The organism is Halomonas zincidurans B6 (assembly GCF_000731955.1).
Classification (GTDB): domain Bacteria; phylum Pseudomonadota; class Gammaproteobacteria; order Pseudomonadales; family Halomonadaceae; genus Modicisalibacter; species Modicisalibacter zincidurans.
The window spans coordinates 1234684-1253947 of sequence record NZ_JNCK01000001.1 but is presented as its reverse complement, the minus strand read 5'-3'; the positions used below and the strand labels follow the sequence as shown (position 1 = coordinate 1253947).

Sequence of the window (19264 nt, the reverse complement as noted above, 5' to 3'; positions counted from 1 at the left end):
GTGCTTTTCTCCTTGTTATCATCAACGCACCGGATGGATGCGCCAGATGGCGAACGGCAAGTTCCACGGCTCCAAGCGCATCGACTGCCACTTGCCATGCCATGTCCAGCGATGGCCGGACATCAAGTCTTCCACGTGCAGCGCCGCCTCGTCGGGCAGCTCGAACTCCCAGAGCGGCAGCTCAAAGGCCCCCTCCTGGGCCTCGAACGGATCGAGATTGATGGCCACCAGCACGAAGTTGCCTAAATCGTCGGTACGCTTGCCGAAAAACAGCAGACGTTCGTTGTGCACCGGGTAGAAAGCGATGCCCAGATGAGTCTGCAGCGCCGGATTCTCGCGGCGAATGCGGTTGAGCTGGGCAATCTCGTAGACGATGTTGCCGGGCGCGGTATAGTCCCGCGGCTTGATCTGATACTTCTCCGAGTCGAGATACTCCTCCTTGCCCGGCACCGGCTCGCCCTCGCACAGCTCGAAGCCGGAGTACATGCCCCACAGTCCCGAACCCAGAGTCGCCAGCGCGGCGCGAATCAGGAATCCGGGACGCCCCGAGGACTGCAGGAAATAGGGATTGATATCCGGTGTATTGACGAAGAAATTGGGCCGGTAGCACTCGCGCATCGGCGATTCGTTGAGCTCGGTCAGATAGTCGGTCAGCTCGGCCTTGGTGTGACGCCAGGTAAAGTAGGTGTAGCTCATGTTGAAGCCGATCTTGCCCAGGCGCTTCATCATCGCCGGCCGGGTGAAGGCCTCGGCGAGGAACAGCACGTCCGGGTGGCGCCCGCGAATGTCGGCAATCAGCCACTCCCAGAACGGCAGCGGCTTGGTATGAGGGTTGTCGACGCGAAAGATCTTCACGTCTTCATTCACCCAGCCCTGCACCACGTCGCGCAGCTTAAGCCACAGCGCAGGCACCGCGTCCTCGGCATAGAAATCGACGTTGACGATGTCTTGGTACTTCTTGGGCGGATTCTCGGCATAACGGATCGAGCCATCCGGGCGCCAGGAGAACCAGCCCGGGTGCTGCTCGAGCCACGGATGATCCTGCGAGCACTGGATGGCGAAGTCCAGCGCGATCTCCAGGCCATGCTCGGCGGCCGCCTTGACCAGATGGCGGAAATCCTCGCGGCTGCCGAGTGGAGGATGGATCGCCTCGTGGCCGCCCTCCGGGCTGCCGATGGCATACGGGCTGCCGGGATCGTCGGGGCCGGCCTGAAGCGTGTTGTTGCGGCCCTTGCGGTGGGCGCGACCGATGGGATGGATGGGCGGGAAGTAGAGTACGTCGAAGCCCATGTCGCGAATCATCGGCAAGCGCCTGTGGACATCGTCGAAGGTACCGTGCCGGTTGGGGTCGTCGGTTTCCGAACGCGGAAACAGCTCGTACCAGCTGGCGAACTGGGCCGCCCGGCGTTCGACCTCGAGCGGGTAGCTCGCCTCGCTGCGCGCCAGGTGCGGTCGCGCGTCGGCGGCGTGCATCGATTGCGCGGTCCGCGTGTCGAGCATGACACCGACCCGCTCGCCCTCGCTGCCGCACGCCTGGAAGCGTTCGAGCACGCCGTCAAGCGCCTCGCGCAGCGCCCCTTGTGAGCGCTCGGCGGCCGCCGCCACCAGGCGACGGCCCTCCTCGAGCTCGAGCGCGACCGGGACGCCGGCCTGATGCTTCTTGAACAGCTCGTCGCGGTAGGTGGCAAATACATCCCACCACGCCTCGATCACGAAGCTGTGCCGGCCGACACGCGGGGGCGTGAAGCGCGCCTGCCAGATATCCTTGCCCAGCGGCCGGACCAGATGCATCGGTTCGCGTCGGCACTGGCCCTGGTCGTCGCACCAGACCACGGCGGCGGCCAGTACATCGTGGCCATCGGCGAAGATCACCGCGGAGACGTCGACCGGCTCGCCGGCGATCGCCTTGGCGGCGAAACGGCCCAGCTCGAGCGAGGGCGCGACGGATTCGATGGCGATGCGTGGCGCTTGCGCCGCCGCCAAGGCACCGTCGTCTCGCTGGGGTGGCGTAGTGGCCGCACCCGCAGTCCGCTGCGGGATTGAACGCGTGGTCATTGGCGTCTCCTTCCGTCCCTGGGGCGGAGTTGCAGTCTGTGCATTGGACCGCGCGGGCCACTCCGCACGGCCAGGTCGGGTCACGACGTCGCCGAATCCTGGACCAGCTCCAGCAGCGCCAACGAGCGTCCCATCAGGCGATGGCCGTCGCCGAAGGCGCGCCGGCACACGGTGTCGTCGAGACTCATGGCCGTATCCAGCCGGCACATCCAGCCGCTGCCGCGCGGTACTTCGGGTAACTGGAACGTCATCGCCTCGGGGTGCGCGTTGAGCAGCAGCAGCAGTGTCACGTCGGCGCCGGCCCGGCGGATACCGCTGGGCCGAGCGCGCCCGTCGAGCAGCACGCCCAGGCTGCGCGCTTCGGGCTCCTCCCAGTGCTCGACATCCATCTCGTCGCCCTCGGGGGTCAGCCAGGTGACCTCCTTGAGCCCCAGATCCTCATTGTAGTCGCCGCTCAGAAAGCGCCCGCGACGCAGGATCGGATAGCGACGGCGCAGGACGATGACGTGGCGCAGATAGTCGATCATCGACTGGGCATCGCCGCTCAGGTTCCAGTCCAGCCAGCTGATCTCGTTGTCCTGGCAGTAGGCGTTGTTGTTGCCCCCCTGGGTACGCAGCATCTCGTCGCCGGCGAGCATCATCGGCGTGCCCTGGGAGAACATCAGCGTGGCGAAGAAGTTGCGGATCTGACGCAATCGCAGCGCGTGGATATCCGGATCCTCGGTCGGGCCTTCGACGCCATGGTTCCACGACAGATTGTGGTCGTGGCCGTCGTTGTTGTCTTCGCCGTTGGCCTCGTTGTGCTTGTCGTCGTAGGCGACCAGATCATGCAGCGTGTAGCCGTCGTGGGCGGTGATGAAATTGACCGAGGCGAACGGACGCCGCCCGCGGCGATCGAAGAAGTCCGCCGAGGCCATCAGCCGCGTGGCGAGCTCGGCCAGCTGGCCCTCGTCGCCGCGCCAGAAGGCCCGCGCGGTGTCGCGATAGCGATCGTTCCATTCCGCCCAGCCGGGCGGAAACCCGCCGACCTGATAGCCGCCGGGCCCGCAGTCCCAGGGCTCGGCGATCAACTTGACCTGACTGAGGATCGGATCCTGACGGCAGGAATCGAGGAACCCCCCGCCCTCGTCGAAGCCGTGCGGCTCGCGACCGAGGATGGTCGCCAGATCGAAGCGAAAACCGTCGATGCGCATCTCGGTGGCCCAGTAGCGCAGCGAGTCGGTGACCATCTGCAGCACCCGCGAGTGGCTGAGATTGACGGTATTGCCGGTGCCGGTGTCGTCGATGTAATAGCGCGGGTCGTCCGGCATCAGCCGGTAGTAGGTGGCATTGTCGATGCCCTTGAGCGACAGCGTCGGGCCGAGTTCGTTGCCTTCCGCGGTGTGGTTGTAGACCACGTCGAGAATCACCTCGAGATCGGCGTCATGAAAGCGCGCCACCATCTCCTTGACCTCGTTGATGCTGTCGCCGGCCAGATAGCTGGAGTGCGGGGCGAAGAAGCCCAGCGTGTTGTAGCCCCAGTAGTTGCGCAGACCGTTTTCCAGCAGATGCTGGTCCTGGACGAAGGCGTGGATCGGCATCAGTTCCACCGACGACACGCCGAGCGAGCGGATGTGATCGATCACCTCGGTGACCATCAGCCCCGAAAACGTGCCGCGTAGCGCGTCGGGCACCGCCGGATGACGCATGGTGTAACCACGCACATGGGTCTCGTAGACGATCGCCTGGTCCCAGGGCAACTGGATGCGCCGGGAACGCCCCCAGGTATAGGCCGAATCGACGACCCGACAGCGCGGCATAAACGGCGCGCTGTCGCGCGCGTCGAAACTCAGATCGCCATCGGGGTGGCCGATGGTGTAGCCGAACAGCGCCTCGTCCCAGACCAGTTCGCCGACGATCTGCCGGGCATACGGGTCGAGCAGCAGCTTGTTGGGGTTGAAGCGGTGCCCCTCCTCGGGGGCGTAGGGGCCATGCACGCGATAGCCGTAGAGCTGCCCCGGGCGGGCATCCGGCAGGTAACCGTGCCAGATCTCGTCGGTATATTCGGGCAGTTCGATGCGCTCGATCTCATACTCGCCCTCGGCGTCGAACAGGCACAGTTCCACCTTGGTGGCGTTGGCCGAGAACAGCGCGAAGTTGACGCCCAGCCCGTCCCAGGTCGCGCCCAGCGGAAAAGGCAGCCCCTCGCGGACCCGCGAGCGGTTTCTGACCAGCTGCGGCTCGTTGGCGGCGGATTCATCGTTGTGCTGCGGTGCTTCCTGGGTCGTCATTCACATGTCCTTGTCATCGGAGTCGATCTCGATGTCGGGATGCGCATCGCGCCCCGACTCGCGCTCGGCGGCGACGATCTTGCGGGCCATTTCCCAGTGACGCTGCTCCTGCCCTTCGGGGCGTCCCTCCGATTCCCAGATGCGATAGGCCAGTTGGCGTATGCGCAGTTCGTCGTCAGCCATCCTTTAGCTCCCCTTAACAAGCTCTCGTTACGCACCTCGTGATTGCCTTATCAGTGCGTCTACGCGTCCCGCGCCGGTCCGTCCTCCCTGACCAGCACCGCGACCGGGAATTCCCTCAACAACTCGCCGATCGGAAGCGTCCCTTCGCCTAGCCGCAACGAGGCGTTCGACAGCACATCGCGCCACTCTCCCGGCATCGCCGGCGTCACCTGCAGTTGGCTATCGCCCCAGTTTTCCGCCGGTATATGGGGAAGCATAGCCGCTTTAAGCAGCTTCGCAGGCAGTCGCGGCACGACGACCAGCACGGCCTGCTCATCATGCTGGCGCATGAAGCCCAGCACATGGGCCTCGCGATCGCCAACGACCTGCAGCGGTCGATAGTCGCCCTCGGCGAACAGTGCGGGATACTGGCTGCGCAGCCTCAACAGGCGCTGGACGAGCGCCTGCTTGACGTGGCCGTCGCGCCAATGTCCCAGGGCCTCGGCCGGCGCTTCGCCGCGCCCCAGCGACGCCCGGCGCGCCGCGTAGTCGACGGGCCGGCGGTTGTCCGGGTCGACGAGGCTGAAGTCCCAATATTCCGTGCCCTGATAGAGATCGGGCACGCCCGGCACCGTCATGCGCAGCGTCGCCTGCGCCAGGCCATTGATGGCCCCGGGCAGGTCCAGCTCGCGGGCCGCGGCCGCCAGCGCCTCGCGACACGCCGGATCGCCGAGCAGTGCTTCTTCGAGAAAGGCGCGACTGGCCTGTTCATAGGCTTCGTCGGGCCACAGCCAGTGGCTGCGCAGCTTGGCCTCGCGCAGCGCCTTCTGCTGCCACTGGGCGAGGCGCTCGGTGAACTCGCGCATGGCATCTTCGTCGTCAGAGTCGAGCGACGGCGACCAGGCGCCGAGCAGCAGCTGGTAGAGGATCAACTCGTCCCCCGGCGACGGCGCCTCGCCGCTGGCCACGCTGCGCCGCAACGAACCTGCCTGGGCACGCCACTGGCGCACGCGCTCGGCAAACAGCCCGCCCTTCTCGCTCAGCGCCGCCAGCCGCGCACGCACGTCCTCGCCGCGCTTGTGATCGTGGGTCGCCGTGGTGACCAGCGAGTGCGGGAAATGGCGCTGGCGGAACGCGCTGGCGGTATGGAACTCCGGCAAGGGGATGCAGAAGCTCTGCGGATCGAAGCCCACGTCGTTGCGCGAAATCAGCACCGCGCTGCGATAGCCCGCGGTGTCCTCCACGGCCTTGGCGGCCACTGGCGAGGTCAGTTGCTGAAAGCGGGTGATGGCGCGCAGACGCAGGCCGCGTTCCTCGTCGTCCTGGCAATCGCCGGGCGCCTCGCCGCCCAGCCAGCGCTCCAGTCGGTCGAGCACCGCCGCATCGGGCGGATTCAGGTCGTCGCGCGCCCCGGCCATCGCCTGCCGGAAGAACGGCGCGTCCTGCGCCGGGCGACCGTTCTCGTCGGCATAGCTGCGATACACCGGAAAGTGCACGACCAGCGCCTTCAGGGCGCGCTTGATCGCCCCCAGCGTAACGTCCCGCGTCTCGCGGCGGGCCCGCGCCACCTTGTGCAGCGCCAGGCCGCAGGCCTCGAACTCGCTGGCCAGGGCGGTGTCGAGCATTTCGCCCCGCGCCCGGCGGACTTCGGCCAGGAAGTCGTCCGCACGACCACTCACTTCGCGCCACAGCCGATGCAAGGGCACCGCGCCGGCAGGATCGTGCTGGACGCCCGAGATCTCGTTCATGAACTCGTAGCCGGTGGTGCCCTCGATCCCCCAGTCGCTGTGCAGACGCTCGCCTTCGGCGAGGATCTTCTCGACGTACAGCGCGACCCGGGCGGGCACCTCGGCCGGTCGGCTTGCCTGCAGCGCATCGAGACGCTCGCGCAAACGCAGGCAGTAGCCGCGCGGATCGGCCAGGCCGTCGACGTGATCGACACGCAGGCCATCCACCCAGCCCGCCTCGACGAGTTGCAGGATCAACGAATGCGTCGCCTCGAAGACCTCGGGCAACTCGACACGCAGGCCACCGAGTTCGGTGATGTCGAAGAAGCGTCGCCAGTTGATCTCGTCGGAGGCCGTGCGCCACCAGGCCAGCCGGTAGTTCTGACGTTCGATCAGCGCATGCAGCCGCCCGGCGCCGGCCTCGCGATTGCCGTCGAAACGCTCCAGCGCCCGGGCCAGCGCGGCCCGGGCCGACTCATCCTCGAGGGCGTGGCGCAGTTGGCGCCGCAGTTCGCCGACGGCGGCATAGGCGTCCAGGCGCGTCTGCAAGCCGTCGAACGCCGCCGCCAGTTGATGCAGAGCCTGATGCGCGGCGTGACGCAGGATATCGCCGTAACGCCGCGGATCGATGGGAAAGCGGTGCTCGTGATAGTCGAGGGTGAAACTCGCCGCTTCGGGCACGTAATCCAGCGTGAGCAGCCCCGAAGTCAGCACCTCGTCGTAGGGCGCGCCCAGAAACGGCACCAGCAGACGCCCCCTGAGCAGCGGATCGGGCGATTGCCAGTCGATGTCGAAGAAATCGGCGTAGGGGCTGGCGCGTCCCCATGCCAGCACCTCCTGCCACCAGGGGTTTTCCGAGCCGCCCACCGCCACGTGATTGGGCACGATATCCAGGATCAGCCCCATGCCCCGCGAGCGCAGCCGCGCCACCAGCCGCTCGAGCGCCGCCTCGCCGCCGAGCTCCGGATCGATGCGCGTCGGGTCGATGCCGTCGTAGCCGTGGGTCGAGCCGGTCCGCGAGGCCAGCAGCGGTGAGGCATACACATGGCTCACGCCGAGATCGGCGAAATAATCGACCCGCTGCATCGCGTCGTCGAGAGTGAAGCCGGCATGAAACTGCAGGCGCACGGTCGCACGAATGTCCTTCATGACTTGGGCTCCAGAGGCGCGTTTGCGACCTGTCGAGAAAGATCTCGGCCACGCTGCAATTCGCCGAGGCGATGGCGTACCTCGTCAGGCGTCAGTAACGTATCAACCTCGGCCATCCAGCGCCGTCGCCAGTTGGGATGTTCGTCCAGCGTGCCGGGCAGGTTGGCCTGCTCCTCGAGCCCCAGCACGTCCTCCATCGGCAGGATTGCCAGCGGCGAAGGAGTACGCCCGATGTGCCGGGCACAGGCATCCAGCAGCTGCGAGGCCGGCAGGTCCGAGGCCTCAAGCGTCTCGGGGCGCGGTGTCGCATGGCCGAGCAGCTCCAGCGTGCCGGCCAGACGGGCACGCGCCGCGCCGCGTGCCCGTCGTTCGTCATCGGCGTCCTGGTCCTCGCCCAGCAAGCCGAGCCGACTGCGCCAATCGATGTCGCGACCGGCCCACCAGCCGGCCACGCTGGGCAGGTCGTGGGTGGAGGTGGTGGCCATCGCCGAATTCGACCACTGCCGGGCAGGCAGGAAGTTAGCGTCGTCGTCCTGCTCGAACCACAGCACCCGCATGCCGAGAATGCCGCGCGCGGCGAGCTTGTCGCCAAACCCCGGCGCCACGGTGCCCAGGTCCTCGCCGACGACGATGCCGCGGTGCCGCCAGGACTCCAGCGCCACCAGCCGCAGCAGGTCGTCCAGCGGGTAGCTCACGTAGCCGCCCTCGGCGGGCGTCGCGCCATGCGGCACCAGCCACAGCCGCATCAGACCGAGGACATGGTCGATGCGCAGGCCACCGGCATGCCGAAAGCCGGCGCGCAGCATGTCGATGAAGGTGCGAAAGCCGGAACGCACCAGCCCGTGGGGCGAGAAGCCGGCCAACCCCCAGTCCTGGCCATGCACGTTGAAGGTATCGGGCGGCGCGCCGATCGACACGCCCTGGAGCATTTCACCCTGACGGCTCCATGACTGGCTGCCGGCATCGTCGGCGCCCACCGCCAGGTCGGCGATCAGGCCGACCGACATGCCCGCGTCGCGCGCCGCGGCCTGGGCGTGCTGCAGACCTTCCATCACCTGCCATTGCAGGAAGGCATGAAAGCCCACTTCGTCGGCGTGCTGCTCGGCGAAGCGCGCCACCTCGGCACTGTCCGGGTCCTTAAGCGGCGCCGGCCAATCCCGCCAGTAGCCGGCGCCGCGCACGGCCTGCAGCGCCTCGAAGCGGCAGTGATCCTCGAGCGTCTCGCCGCCGGCCTTGCGGAACGCGGCCAGTTGCCGGCGCGCCTCGACCGCTTCATCGTCGTCGCACGCCATGAGGTCGTCATAGAGCCGACGCAGCCAGGTCAGCTTGGCACGCCCCGCGGCCGGCCAGTCGAGCTCGTCGTCGGCCTCGCGTCGGCGCAGTTCGCCGTCCAGCCCGCAGGCCGCCGTGGCCTTGGCGACGGCGTCATTGCCCAGCAGCCGCTCCGGCGCGCCGTACAGCGCGTTGCCGAGCAGGCGGCTGGAGGGTGAATAAGGGCTGTAGCGTTCAGGGTCGGCACTGAACATGGCATGGGTCGGACTGATCGTTAGCGTGGCGGCGCCCTGCTCGGCGGCCCGCCGGGCGAAGCGTTCCAGTGCCAGGGTATCGCCGATGCCGCCATCGCCCGGGCGGCGCAGCGCATAGAGCTGCACGGCCAGGCCCCACAGCCGGGGCTCCGTCTGGCCGCCGGCGTCCGCCGGGCCGAAGCACTGTTTCGGCGCGACGGCGACGCTCAGTTCGGCACCGGCGATCTGCAGGCGGTGATAGCCCATCTCGCCGATGGCCGGCAGCCGGCCGTCCGAGTCGATCTCGCCACGCCGCTCTTCGCCACCTTCCAGGGACAACATGAAAGGCGTACCGCGTGGCAGCGGGCCGGGCAGCATCACCGGCACGTCGCAATCGGCGGTGATCAGCGGTGGCCACTGCGCAGGCTCGACCGGGTTTCGCCATTGCGACAGGCGCGCCAGGCTGGCTTCGATCGCCGCATCGTCGTCGGCGGGAAAGCCCAGCACGCCGAGCAGGGTTCGCTGGGTAGCGGTCGACAGCTCGCGGGGCTCGCTGTCGCTGTTTTCCCACTCGACGAGTATTCCAGCCGCGTCGGCCAGTTCCCTGAGTCGATCGTCGCTCATGCGCTGACCTCGCCCATGTCTTGAGTATCCAGCCAGGCAGCGGCGCCATGGTGCAAAAGGCGCCCCTCCGCCGCGGCACTGGCCACGTCGGCACGCGACTCGAACAGGCAGCGCCCACAGGCGATCTCGTTCGCCGGGACGTCGCGTTCGCCGAGATTGATGGCCATCGTCAGCCGGCTGCCGTCGTTCAGGCGCCAGCGCGCCACCACGGCCTTGTCGCCCAGTGCCTCGGCGCCCTCTGCCCGGGCGCCCGGCAGGCGTGGCACGAGCTCGCGATGACGCAGGTCGAGCAGGGTTCGGGTCCGGTCCAGCCAGGCGTCGTGCGGCGGCGTATCGCGCACTTGATAGTCGGGGATCGAATCCTCGAAGGTCTCAAGCGCGTTGGGATCGGGAATCCGGCGGCGCATGGCCTCGTCCTGAAAGGCGCTGAAGTCGGCGAACTCGGCGCGTCGCCCCTCGCGCACGGCCTCGGCCAGCTCGTCGCGGTGTTCGGTGAAGAACAGAAAGGGCCGCGTCGAGCCCCACTCCTCGCCCATGAACAGCAGCGGCACCATCGGCGACAGCAGCAGCAGCACGTTGGCGGCGGCCAGCGCGTCGGGATCGGCCAGCACGCTCAAGCGTTCGCCGAGCGCGCGGTTGCCGGTCTGGTCGTGGTTCTGCAGGAAGATCACGAAGGCGCTGGTCGGCAGGTGCGCGCTGGGCTCGCCGCGCGGGTGGCCGTGCCGCGAGCGCTCGCCCTGATAGATGAAGCCTTCGCTCAGGCAACGCGCCAGCTTGGCCGTGGCGTCCTCGACGAAATCCGCGTAGTAGCCTTCGTACTCGCCGGTGAGCAGCACGTGCATGACGTTGTGCCAGTCGTCGCTCCACTGGGCGGTGTAGTGATCGGCATCGAGCAGGCTGGCGGTGTTGCCCTCGTTCTCGAGCACCAGGTGGACGTGGCGCCGCGGATCGACGCGACGGCGAATTTCGCGGGCCATCTCGACCAGAAAATCGCGTTCGCTGATCGCATGCACGGCATCGAAGCGCAGCCCGTCCAGACGATACTCCTGCAGCCACATCAAGGCGTTGTCGATGAAGTAGCGGCGCACCGGCGGCTCACGGAAGTCGATCGACGGCCCCCAAGGGGTCTGCAGGTCGTCGCGAAAGAAGGCCTCGGCGTATGTCGCCAGGTAGTTGCCATCGGGGCCGAAGTGGTTGTAGACCACGTCGAGAAAGACCATCAGCCCGTGGCCGTGGGCCTCGTCGATCAATGCCTTCATGGCCTCGGGACTGCCGTAGGCGGCTTCCACGGCGTAAGGCAGCACGCCGTCGTACCCCCAGTTGCGCCCGCCGGGAAATTCCGCGACGGGCATGAGTTCGATGGCCGTGACGCCCAGTTCGGCCAGATAGGCGAGTTTCTCGCCCACGCCGTCGAAACCGCCCAGCGCGCCGACGTGCAGCTCGTAGAGCACCGTCTCGTGCCACGGACGCCCTCGCCACTTGGGGTGGCGCCATTGATAGCGCCGGGGGTCGATCACCAGGCTTGGGCCGTCGATGTCACCCTCCTGGGCCCGTGAGGCGGGGTCTGGCACCAAAGTGCCCTCGTCGTCGTCCGCCGCGAACACGCGATAGCGGTAGCGCGCTCCGTGGCCGCAGCCGATCTCGGCTTCGTGATGGCCCTCCGCGGTTGCCTGCATCGGCTGGCCGGGCTGGCCCTCCACCTCGACATACACCATTCGGGCGCTGGGCGCCCAGAGCACGAAACGGGTGCGTTGCGTATCGACCAGGTGGGCGCCGTAGGTCGGCGTGAATGCGGCCTGTGATAGCTCGTCCGTCATGCCGGCCAGTCCCCCTGTCTGAGCAGCAGCGTGGCCAGCGGCGGCAAGGTCAGCTCCAGCGAGGCCGGATGGCCATGGCTGGGCAAAAGTTGCGCCCTGACGCCATGCGCGTTGCCGACGTTCGAGCCGCCGTAGAAGGTGCTGTCGCTATTGAGCACTTCGTACCAGCTGCCCAATGCCGGAACGCCCAGGCGATAACCCCTCAGCACACGCGGCGTGAAGTTGGCAATCGCCAGCAGCGGAGCCGTGCCTTCGGGGCCGTAGCGCAGAAAGGCGATCACGCTGTTGACGCTGTCGTCGCCGACCACCCAGGCAAACCCTTCCGGCTGACAGTCGAAGTGATGCAGCGCCGGTTCGTTGCCGTAGAGTCGGTTGAGATCGGCGACCAGCCGCAGCATCCCGCCATGGCAAGGATCGTCGAGCAGCGACCAGTCGAGTTCACCGGCGGGGCGCCAGGCCTGGCCGTGGGCGAATTCGGTCCCCATGCCGACCAGCTTCTTGCCGGGATGCGCCCACATGAAGCCGAGCCCGGCGCGCAGGTTGGCGAAGCGTTGCCAGGTGTCGCCGGCCATGCGTTCCAGCCAGGTCGCTTCGCCGTCGTCGGACTGCTCGTCGATCAGCGGCAGCACGAAGTGCGACTCGAAGGCGCAGGCCAACCCTTCGACCAACCGATGATGATGCTGGCCACGCGCCTCGTGCGGCTGGCTCAGGTAGGCCTGGGTGGCACGCGACCAGTGCGTGTTGAGGGCCAGTGCGCGGGCCGTGGTGGGCGCCGCCTCGGCATCGTGGTCGTCGACGAACAGCAGCGTATCCGGGGAGCGCGCCGCAAGGCCGTCCATCAAGCGGCTCAGCGCCGCTGCGTCGCTGTCCGGCACTACCGGCTTGAGGCGCAGCCCATCGACATGCAGGAACGCGAGCCAGTCGCAGGCCAGTTCGAGCGCCTCCGCCTCGGACAGCCCGGCCTGCAAGCAAGCCAGCGGCCATTCGACGATCACGCCGAGCCCGCCGACGTGGCAGTCATTGACGAAGCCCGCGAAGGCCGCGCCGGCATCGGCCTGTGCGACGTGCTTGACCTCGACGTGAGTGAAGCCGAGATCGGCGGCATAGGGCACCAGCTGGGTGGCCAGGGGCTCCCAGCCCAGCGGCTTGCCCAGCGAATCGTGCCGCCAGGCCCGCGGATCGAGCCGATAGATCGACAGCGGATAGAGCAAGGGGTCCTCGCGACGACGCTGGCGCATCCACACGCCATCCTGCCAGCGATGCGACGCCAGGCGCTCGCGCCAGTCACGCGGCGTGGCCGAGCCGTTGGCCAGCGCCGCGTCGGCGACTTGCCCCTGCGGTGCGATCCGCCGTTCACCCACCCTGCTGTGCGGCATCGCTCCAGCGGGCGACAGCGGCGATCCGAGGGTAAAATGGCGAGTCATGGCTACCATCCTTGTCTTTGAATGCGCGACGGGCCGTTCCCTGGCTCGTCAGCTCATTGCGCGATAGCGCGCCTCGCATGCCGCCTCGCCCTCCACGGTCGTCCGGTAAAGACGACTGTAGGGCTCGACCGACTGGCGCCAGTGGTAACGTCCGGCCATCGCCGCCCGGCGCATGGCGTAGAACAGGTCGGTGGCGCGGAACACGGTGATGGCCCGCTGGATGGCATGGATATAGCTTTCCAGCGTCATCTCGTCAAACAGGAAACCGGTGACGCCGTCCTCGATGGTATCGGCCAACCCCCCGGTGCGGTGAGCGATCGGCAACGAGCCGAAACGCTGGGCATACATCTGGCTCAGCCCGCACGGTTCGAAACGCGACGGCATCAGCAGGAAGTCGCTGCCGGCATACATGCAGCGCGCCTCGCCTTCGTCGAAGCCGATATTGACGCCGATGGCGCCCGGGAAACGGGCCGCCAGATGGCGCAGCGCCTTTTCCACCGGCATCTCGCCACGCCCGATGAACACGATCTGGCCCCCGGCGCGCACGACGGATTCCGCCGCGCCGATGGTCAGGTCCAGGCCCTTCTGGTGCACCAGCCGCGACACTACCGCGAACAGCGGCCCGCTACTCACGCCGAGCCCGAACAGGCGGCGCACGTGCTCGGCATTGGCCCGCTTGCCGCGCCAGTCGTTCATGGCGAACGCCTGGGCGAGGTGCGCATCGGTACGCGGGTCCCAGGAATCGTCGATGCCGTTGGGGATCCCCCATAGCCGCCCCTGTTCCGCCCTGCGCTCCAGCAGCGACTCGAGCCCGCAACCGAACGCCGGCGTGGTGATCTCGCGGGCATAGGTCGCGCTCACGGTGGTGACGTGGGCGGAATAGGCGATTCCCGCCTTCATGAACGACAACTGGCCATAGTATTCGAGCTCCTCGAGGTTCATGGCCGCCTCGGGAATACCCAGTGCACGGCAGCGCGAGGCCTCATAGACGCCCTGGTAGGCCAGGTTGTGGATGGTGAAGATGCTTGGGGTGGCATCGCCCCGCCAGCGCAGGTAGCCGGCCGCCAGCGCGCTCGGCCAGTCGTTGAGGTGCAACAGCTGCGGCCGCCAGCCGAGCCCCAGCCTGTTCGAGGCGATATCCGCCGCGGCGAGCCCCAGACGCGCGAAGCGGATGTCGTTGTCCGGCCAGCCGATGCCCAGCTCATCGCCGTAGGGGGTGCCTTCGCGCTCGTAGAGTTCGGGGCAGCGCAGCACGTAGATTGTCAGCCCATCGGCGCACGTGATCCGGCCAAGCTCGCAGGCGGGGATGTCGGCATGGCCAGGCAGCGTGCACACCGGCTCGATGACATGGCCCGAGTGGATCACTTCGCGATAGCCAGGCATCAGCACCCGCACGTCGTGCGCCTCGTAGCTCGCTCTCAGCGCCCGCGGCAGCGCCGACGAGACATCGCCGAGCCCTCCGACCTTGACCAGGTCGGCAATTTCCGGCGTTACGAAAAGCAGTCGGTAACTTTCTCCGTGGCTATGGCCACGTCGGGTTGATGACGTGTCAGCTCTTTTCGCGCGCGTAACTTGTGTGGCCAACCCCGGCAGGCCACAAGAAGCATCTTCTTTACCCAACGCTGAATCGAGCTGCTTTGAAACGCCGTGAAATACGCTTCTACCCATGAGGCAACCTCTCCCTGTTCAACCCCTACGGCCAACGATCCATTTAACAACGGTTCGATTTAAGACGAGCATTAATTGCGCTCATCGTGATGCATGATTTTCCAATGAAGCGCTTTCTTGACCTTCAGCGAGGACTAGCTGGCCTCTACTCTCTATGTAGTTAAGTAGAAATTGTCCAAGTAAGCGACATCGACGCGGCAAAGAGATGGCTCCTCGGTCACAAGCGCGACAGCAGCTCGGCCTTCTTGGCGGTGAACGCCTCTTCGCTGAGGATGCCCCCGGCCTTGAGATCGCCGAGACGCTCCAGAGCCGCGAATATCTCGTCATTGGCGCCGCAGGCGCCCGGCATGGCCGGGGAGGTACAGTGCCCGCCGCCATCGCGAATACATTCACTCCCACAAGGGCAAGCTAACCGGCAGGGGGCTGTGGGAGGGAGCTGGTTCGCGATGATCTGTGCCGCATTTCCCGGCAAAATGCGATGAACCATAGTTTCCGGGCCCGCGGGTCGTTGGCAGCCCTGGCGGGACTCGCCTGCCAGCCGGCCCTGGCCGCCGAGGCCATGGACACCTTGCAGGTGCATGGCTCCATCAGTCAGGCCTGGCTGGTCAGCGACGACAACGATCTCTTCGGCTCCAGCAGCAAAGGCGGAGGCAGCTACCAATATACCGAGTTGGGCGCGAATCTGTCGTTTCGCCCCCACCCGGGCGTGCTGGTGACCACCCAGGTGCTGAGCCGACGCCGCTCTCTCCGCGAGTCAGGGGCGTTTAGCGAGCCGCCGCCCACCGACTATCTCTGTTCAGCGAGGCCGAGCGCGCCTTCTATATCGATCAGCGCCAGGCCGTCGCCGACATGCAGCCTGGCCTGCGCGATCTGTATCGCCACATCGAGAATGAGCTCGCCGGACAGTATCGGTCGTCGAAGGTAGCCAGCGGTCACTACGACGCCTTCTGAGCGACAACTGCAAACATCTGTCACAACTGCGCCGGGCGTTCTGCTAGCGGCCGGCTGGAACAGCAATAATCGACACCGAGCCTTCAGCTGCCATGAGCCATCACTCAAGTATTAATTTTTACATCAATAGCGTACCAACAAACGGTAGCGTCAGCTCGATCATTACCTTTTATTACAATTCATTGGGAAAATCACTATGTTTCATCTTGAATCAGCACCTACACTTGTAGCCCCTGCTCGCGTGGCATGCCTCGAGTCACAGCCATTCAGCACTTCGTCAACTAGCTGATCAGTAATAAGCAGCAAATATAACAAGTAGTGAAATTATAGTAACCAAGACGAGCCTGCCTTGGCGGAAACTTCCAAGCAATCGCCTTTCCGACCCTATCTCAGCCAGCGGTTGGCCACTCGCTTCCCGTTTGCTTCATTCAGCTATACGAAGTCAAAAGGCGATTTAATGTACCAGCATGAAAGTTGCATATCCACCAAACTCGGCCAATTTATATCGTTGGGTGAGCATGATCAGCAATTGCTTCGGGAACTCGAAAAAAACCCCTATCGCGCCATTGTCAATCAGACGTTGTGGTCGATTGGCGACCGGGTGGATCAGCTCTACACTATCAAGAGCGGCTGGGCCTATACCTGCCGCGACAATCTCGATGGCAACCGGCAGGTCGTCGACATACTGCTTCCCGGCGATGTCCTCGGCCTGCGCGAACTCACCTTCGCGACTCATCTCTCGCATGCGCGGATGCTCACCGAGGGCGTCATCTGCCCTTTTCCGCATCACAGGATCGTCGACATCATCGAGAGTTCGACTCCATTGACGATAGCCCTCATGGCGTCGCTGTCCCGACAGGAGTCGATGCTGAGCGAACGCATGCTGATGTCGGTTCACCGCAGCGCGCGTTCACGCATCGCGCACTTCTTCGTCGAGACCTTCACCCGTCTCAACCGTGTACACACCATCGAATTGGGTTGTTTTTACCTGCCCATTTCACAAAAAGTGCTGGGCGAAATACTGGGTCTTACCTCGGTGCATATCAGCCGCTCGCTGAGCGCCTTGGAAAGGGACCACGTATTGATCAAGCATCGCGATCATGTCGAGATCCTGGATCGCGAAAAGCTGTACGAAGAAGCGGATTTCGACGGGCGTTACCTCAGCGATGACATGAACGGGCTGCGCGAACGTCTCAAGCAGCATCAGCATTGCTGAACCGACGGCGACCGATGGCACCCATCGATGGGCCGGCCCGAGCTCGGTGCCTTGAGTTTTTAGCGGCTTCCTATGGCGTCGCTTGCCGATGCGCCTGCGGCGCCGCGTCCCGAGCGTCGTCCGCTGCGCCGCTGTCGAGCTCCAGGCGAGCGCGATCGACCAGCTCGGCGGGCAGCTCCTTCTTGACCGCTACGCCCAGTTCCTTGAACTCGGCGGTCTGCTTGATCAAGTTGCCCTTGCCGCTGACCAGCTGGTTCATCGCCCGATCGTAGCTGCCCCGCGCGCCGTCGAGCTTTCTGCCGACGTCCTCCATGCTGTCAAGGAAGGTCGCCAGCTTGGCGTAGAACTTCTCGGCGCGATTGGCGAGTTCGGCGGTGTGCTTGCTCTGGTCCTCGAAGCGCCACAGCTGGCGGACGATATTGAGGCTGGTCAGCAGCGTGGTCGGCGTGGCGACCAGCACGTTGTTCTCGATGGCGCGCTGGTAGAGCCCCTCGTCGTGCTTGAGCGCCTCGACGTAGGCCGACTCCACCGGCACGAACATGATCACCACCTCTGGCGAATTGAGTCCCGGCAGGTCGTGGTAGTGGCGATCGGCGAGTTCGCTGATGCGCTCGCGCACCGCCTGGCAATGCTCGCCGAGCGCCTGGCGGCGCTCGGCGTCGTCGTCGCAGTTGACGTAACGCGTATAGGCGGCCAGCGAGGTCTTGGCGTCGATCACCAGATGCTTGCCCTGCGGCAGGTAGACGATCGCGTCGGGGCGCTTGCGGCCGTCCTCGGTGGTGAAGCTGACCTCGCGCTTGTAGTCGATGCCCAGCCGCAGCCCGGCGCCGTCGAGCACGTTCTCGAGCATCAGCTCGCCCCAGTTGCCCTGGATCTTCTTCTGGCCCTGCAGCGCGGTGGTCAGCTTGTCGGCCTGATCGGTGATCGCGCGGTTGAGATGCTGCAGCTGCTGCAGCTCGGTGCGCAGTTGCACGCGCTGCTCGCTCTCCTGCTGATGGATCGACTCGACCTTCTCGCGAAAGCCCTTCATCTCGGATTGGATCGGCTGCAGCAGGCCGCCTATGCGCTCCGAGGAAAGCTCCGAGAAGGCCTTGCCCTTGCGCTCGAGAATCTCGTTGGCGAGATTCTCGAACTCCTTCTTGAGGCTGTCGCGGCTTTCCTTGAGCAACTCGAACTGCTCGCGAAAGTGCTGCTGCTTGGCCTCTAGCCGGGTGGTCGCCGACTTGAGCGCCTCGCGCAGCTCGGCGACCTTCTCCTGACGGGCCTCGAGCGCGAGCTGGGCGTCGCGGCGCTGGCTGTCCAGGCGCTGACGCTCGGCGTCGCGCTCGCGCAGGCGCTCGTCGAAGCCTTCGCGCAGATTGGCCTGATGCGCCCGGACCCCGGTCAGCTCGGCTTCCAGCCGGGCCTGGGCGAGCTGCGCCTGGGACAGCGCCTCGCGCTGAGCGTCCTGCGCCGCTTGCGCGTCGTCCAGCTGGCTCGTCCGCTCGGCCAGTTGTTTCTCGAGCTCGGCCTTGGCCTCCTTAAGCGGCGCAAGGCGACGCGCGCCACGCCAGGCGGCCAGGCTCCAGCCGGCGAAGAAGGCCATCAGCGCCGCCAGCAGCGCCATCGGTATCGGTTCCAGGGTCATGGGATCTCACTCGCGGGGCATCGGATGAGCGCATGGTAGCGCGAGCCAAGGGGCGACACGAAGCCGCCAGGGTAGTGTCGCAATATAAAGCTGAAGCTTTTTTGCAAGACCAGCAAGCATTGAACAGCTCGCATCAGCAGGTCCCCCACCGACGTTTAACAGTGGGCGAGCCAATCCGATCTCGGAAACGCATCACCATTCGGCAATAAAACGGCCATGCTATGCTGGCAGGCAGCTTCGGGAGCCCACCATGCGCAACGACCTTGATACGACCCTGTCCGCCTTGGAGGCGGCGTTGGCCGACTACCCCGGCCTGGCCTTTGCCGTACTCATCGGCAGCCGGGCCAACGGGCGCGCCGCGAGGCGAGTGACTGGGATATCGCCGTGCAGTGGCAAGCCGTACCGGACGACCCGTTCGAGTATTTTGGTCGCAACGAGACCCTGCGCCGAGTACTGGCGAAGGCCCTGGAGGTATCGGAAGCCCGCCTGGATATCGTCGATCTTCACCGTGCCGGCCTGACGATACGAATCGCCGTGGCCGAGGAAGGCATTCCGCTGCAGGGGGATGACGGCCTGCCGTGGGCACGCTTTCTGACACGTACCTGGCGCGATATGGAACACTGGATGCTGGAACAGCGCTATGCACCTTGAAGCCTACCTCGCCGAAACCCGCCAGCTCGCCGAACGGCAATCCGCGGTGCTCGACCAGGCCGCCAGTCGGCTGGAAGATGGTGACACCCTGAATGCTCTGGAAGAGAACGGCGTATTGCATGCCTTGCAGGTGCTGACCGAGAATGCCATCGGCAAGGCCAAGCACCTATTGAAACTTCAGGGCCATACGGTACCGATCTCGGCCTATGACGCCTTCCATCAGTTAATTACCCTGGGTCAGCTGGCCAAGACGGATGAACCGGCTTGGAACGCCGTCATTGGCCTGCGTAACCGCATGGTCCACGACTACTACCTTAATCTGGACATGTCGCTGGTGCTTGATGTGGTCAAGGCTCGCCGCCACCGCTTCATCCGCGACTTTCTGCTGGCCGACATGCCGACCCGCTCCTGATACGGG

At 65.8% G+C, this 19264-nt stretch carries 14 protein-coding genes; 4 read left to right on the top strand and 10 right to left on the bottom strand.

What is annotated here, in order from left to right:
• Positions 1 to 21: 21 nt before the first annotated feature.
• The 9 genes from HALZIN_RS0105905 to HALZIN_RS18330 all read right to left on the bottom strand — a co-directional run bounded on the left by HALZIN_RS0105905 (position 22) and on the right by HALZIN_RS18330 (position 14750).
• Entirely contained in the window at positions 22 to 2055 is a 2034-nt protein-coding gene (locus HALZIN_RS0105905; protein ID WP_031383311.1) for an alpha-1,4-glucan--maltose-1-phosphate maltosyltransferase, read from the bottom strand.
• A gap of 80 nt (positions 2056 to 2135) precedes the next feature.
• Positions 2136 to 4325, bottom strand: coding sequence for a glycogen debranching protein GlgX (glgX, locus tag HALZIN_RS0105900; RefSeq protein ID WP_031383310.1), 2190 nt, complete (start codon positions 4323 to 4325; stop codon positions 2136 to 2138).
• Positions 4326 to 4508 carry a DUF2934 domain-containing protein gene (locus HALZIN_RS16755; RefSeq protein WP_035575192.1) on the bottom strand — a complete coding sequence of 61 codons (183 nt, stop codon included), beginning with the start codon at positions 4506 to 4508 and terminating at the stop codon, positions 4326 to 4328.
• A 59-nt stretch (positions 4509 to 4567) separates the two neighbouring features.
• Positions 4568 to 7363, bottom strand: a complete 2796-nt coding sequence (gene treY / locus HALZIN_RS0105890) for a malto-oligosyltrehalose synthase (RefSeq protein ID WP_031383309.1) — start codon at positions 7361 to 7363, stop codon at positions 4568 to 4570.
• A complete protein-coding gene (gene malQ / locus HALZIN_RS0105885; protein ID WP_031383308.1) occupies positions 7360 to 9492 on the bottom strand; it encodes a 4-alpha-glucanotransferase in 2133 nt (710 codons plus the stop codon). The genes treY and malQ overlap by 4 nt, the downstream gene beginning before the upstream one ends.
• Entirely contained in the window at positions 9489 to 11309 is a 1821-nt protein-coding gene (gene treZ, locus HALZIN_RS0105880; protein ID WP_031383307.1) for a malto-oligosyltrehalose trehalohydrolase, read from the bottom strand. The genes malQ and treZ overlap by 4 nt, the downstream gene beginning before the upstream one ends.
• On the bottom strand, positions 11306 to 12733 hold the full coding sequence (locus tag HALZIN_RS0105875; RefSeq protein WP_031383306.1) for an alpha amylase C-terminal domain-containing protein: 1428 nt from the start codon (positions 12731 to 12733) through the stop codon (positions 11306 to 11308). The genes treZ and HALZIN_RS0105875 overlap by 4 nt, the downstream gene beginning before the upstream one ends.
• Before the next feature lie 48 nt (positions 12734 to 12781).
• Positions 12782 to 14401 carry a glycogen synthase GlgA gene (gene glgA, locus HALZIN_RS0105870; RefSeq protein WP_084173388.1) on the bottom strand — a complete coding sequence of 540 codons (1620 nt, stop codon included), beginning with the start codon at positions 14399 to 14401 and terminating at the stop codon, positions 12782 to 12784.
• Positions 14402 to 14618: 217 nt separating this feature from the next.
• A complete protein-coding gene (locus tag HALZIN_RS18330) occupies positions 14619 to 14750 on the bottom strand; it encodes an SHOCT domain-containing protein (RefSeq protein ID WP_231663296.1) in 132 nt (43 codons plus the stop codon).
• 129 nt (positions 14751 to 14879) lie between these two features.
• On the opposite strand from HALZIN_RS18330, the gene HALZIN_RS18160 reads away from it, so the two are divergent.
• Together HALZIN_RS18160 and HALZIN_RS0105855 are read left to right on the top strand one after the other, a co-directional pair.
• Complete coding sequence (locus HALZIN_RS18160) at positions 14880 to 15326, top strand: hypothetical protein (RefSeq protein ID WP_201448253.1); 447 nt, start codon at positions 14880 to 14882, stop codon at positions 15324 to 15326.
• Positions 15327 to 15701: 375 nt separating this feature from the next.
• A complete protein-coding gene (locus HALZIN_RS0105855) occupies positions 15702 to 16568 on the top strand; it encodes a Crp/Fnr family transcriptional regulator (protein WP_150113085.1) in 867 nt (288 codons plus the stop codon).
• Between the two features lie 70 nt (positions 16569 to 16638).
• On the opposite strand, the gene HALZIN_RS0105850 is transcribed toward HALZIN_RS0105855, so the two are convergent.
• A complete protein-coding gene (locus tag HALZIN_RS0105850; RefSeq protein ID WP_051907396.1) occupies positions 16639 to 18195 on the bottom strand; it encodes a DNA recombination protein RmuC in 1557 nt (518 codons plus the stop codon).
• Positions 18196 to 18579: 384 nt separating this feature from the next.
• On the opposite strand from HALZIN_RS0105850, the gene HALZIN_RS16750 reads away from it, so the two are divergent.
• Entirely contained in the window at positions 18580 to 18846 is a 267-nt protein-coding gene (locus HALZIN_RS16750) for a hypothetical protein (protein WP_201448178.1), read from the top strand.
• Entirely contained in the window at positions 18836 to 19258 is a 423-nt protein-coding gene (locus HALZIN_RS0105840) for a DUF86 domain-containing protein (protein ID WP_031383302.1), read from the top strand. The genes HALZIN_RS16750 and HALZIN_RS0105840 overlap by 11 nt, the downstream gene beginning before the upstream one ends.
• The last annotated feature ends 6 nt before the right edge of the window (positions 19259 to 19264 follow it).

Coding starts and splice junctions, on each gene's coding strand:
- HALZIN_RS0105905 (WP_031383311.1), bottom strand. CDS start 2,055: ATGACCACGCGTTCAATCCCGCAGCGGACTGCGGGTGCGGCCACTACG.
- glgX (WP_031383310.1), bottom strand. CDS start 4,325: ATGACGACCCAGGAAGCACCGCAGCACAACGATGAATCCGCCGCCAAC.
- HALZIN_RS16755 (WP_035575192.1), bottom strand. CDS start 4,508: ATGGCTGACGACGAACTGCGCATACGCCAACTGGCCTATCGCATCTGG.
- treY (WP_031383309.1), bottom strand. CDS start 7,363: ATGAAGGACATTCGTGCGACCGTGCGCCTGCAGTTTCATGCCGGCTTC.
- malQ (WP_031383308.1), bottom strand. CDS start 9,492: ATGAGCGACGATCGACTCAGGGAACTGGCCGACGCGGCTGGAATACTC.
- treZ (WP_031383307.1), bottom strand. CDS start 11,309: ATGACGGACGAGCTATCACAGGCCGCATTCACGCCGACCTACGGCGCC.
- HALZIN_RS0105875 (WP_031383306.1), bottom strand. CDS start 12,733: ATGACTCGCCATTTTACCCTCGGATCGCCGCTGTCGCCCGCTGGAGCG.
- glgA (WP_084173388.1), bottom strand. CDS start 14,401: ATGGGTAGAAGCGTATTTCACGGCGTTTCAAAGCAGCTCGATTCAGCG.
- HALZIN_RS18330 (WP_231663296.1), bottom strand. CDS start 14,750: ATGCCGGGCGCCTGCGGCGCCAATGACGAGATATTCGCGGCTCTGGAG.
- HALZIN_RS18160 (WP_201448253.1), top strand. CDS start 14,880: ATGAACCATAGTTTCCGGGCCCGCGGGTCGTTGGCAGCCCTGGCGGGA.
- HALZIN_RS0105850 (WP_051907396.1), bottom strand. CDS start 18,195: ATGACCCTGGAACCGATACCGATGGCGCTGCTGGCGGCGCTGATGGCC.
- HALZIN_RS0105840 (WP_031383302.1), top strand. CDS start 18,836: ATGCACCTTGAAGCCTACCTCGCCGAAACCCGCCAGCTCGCCGAACGG.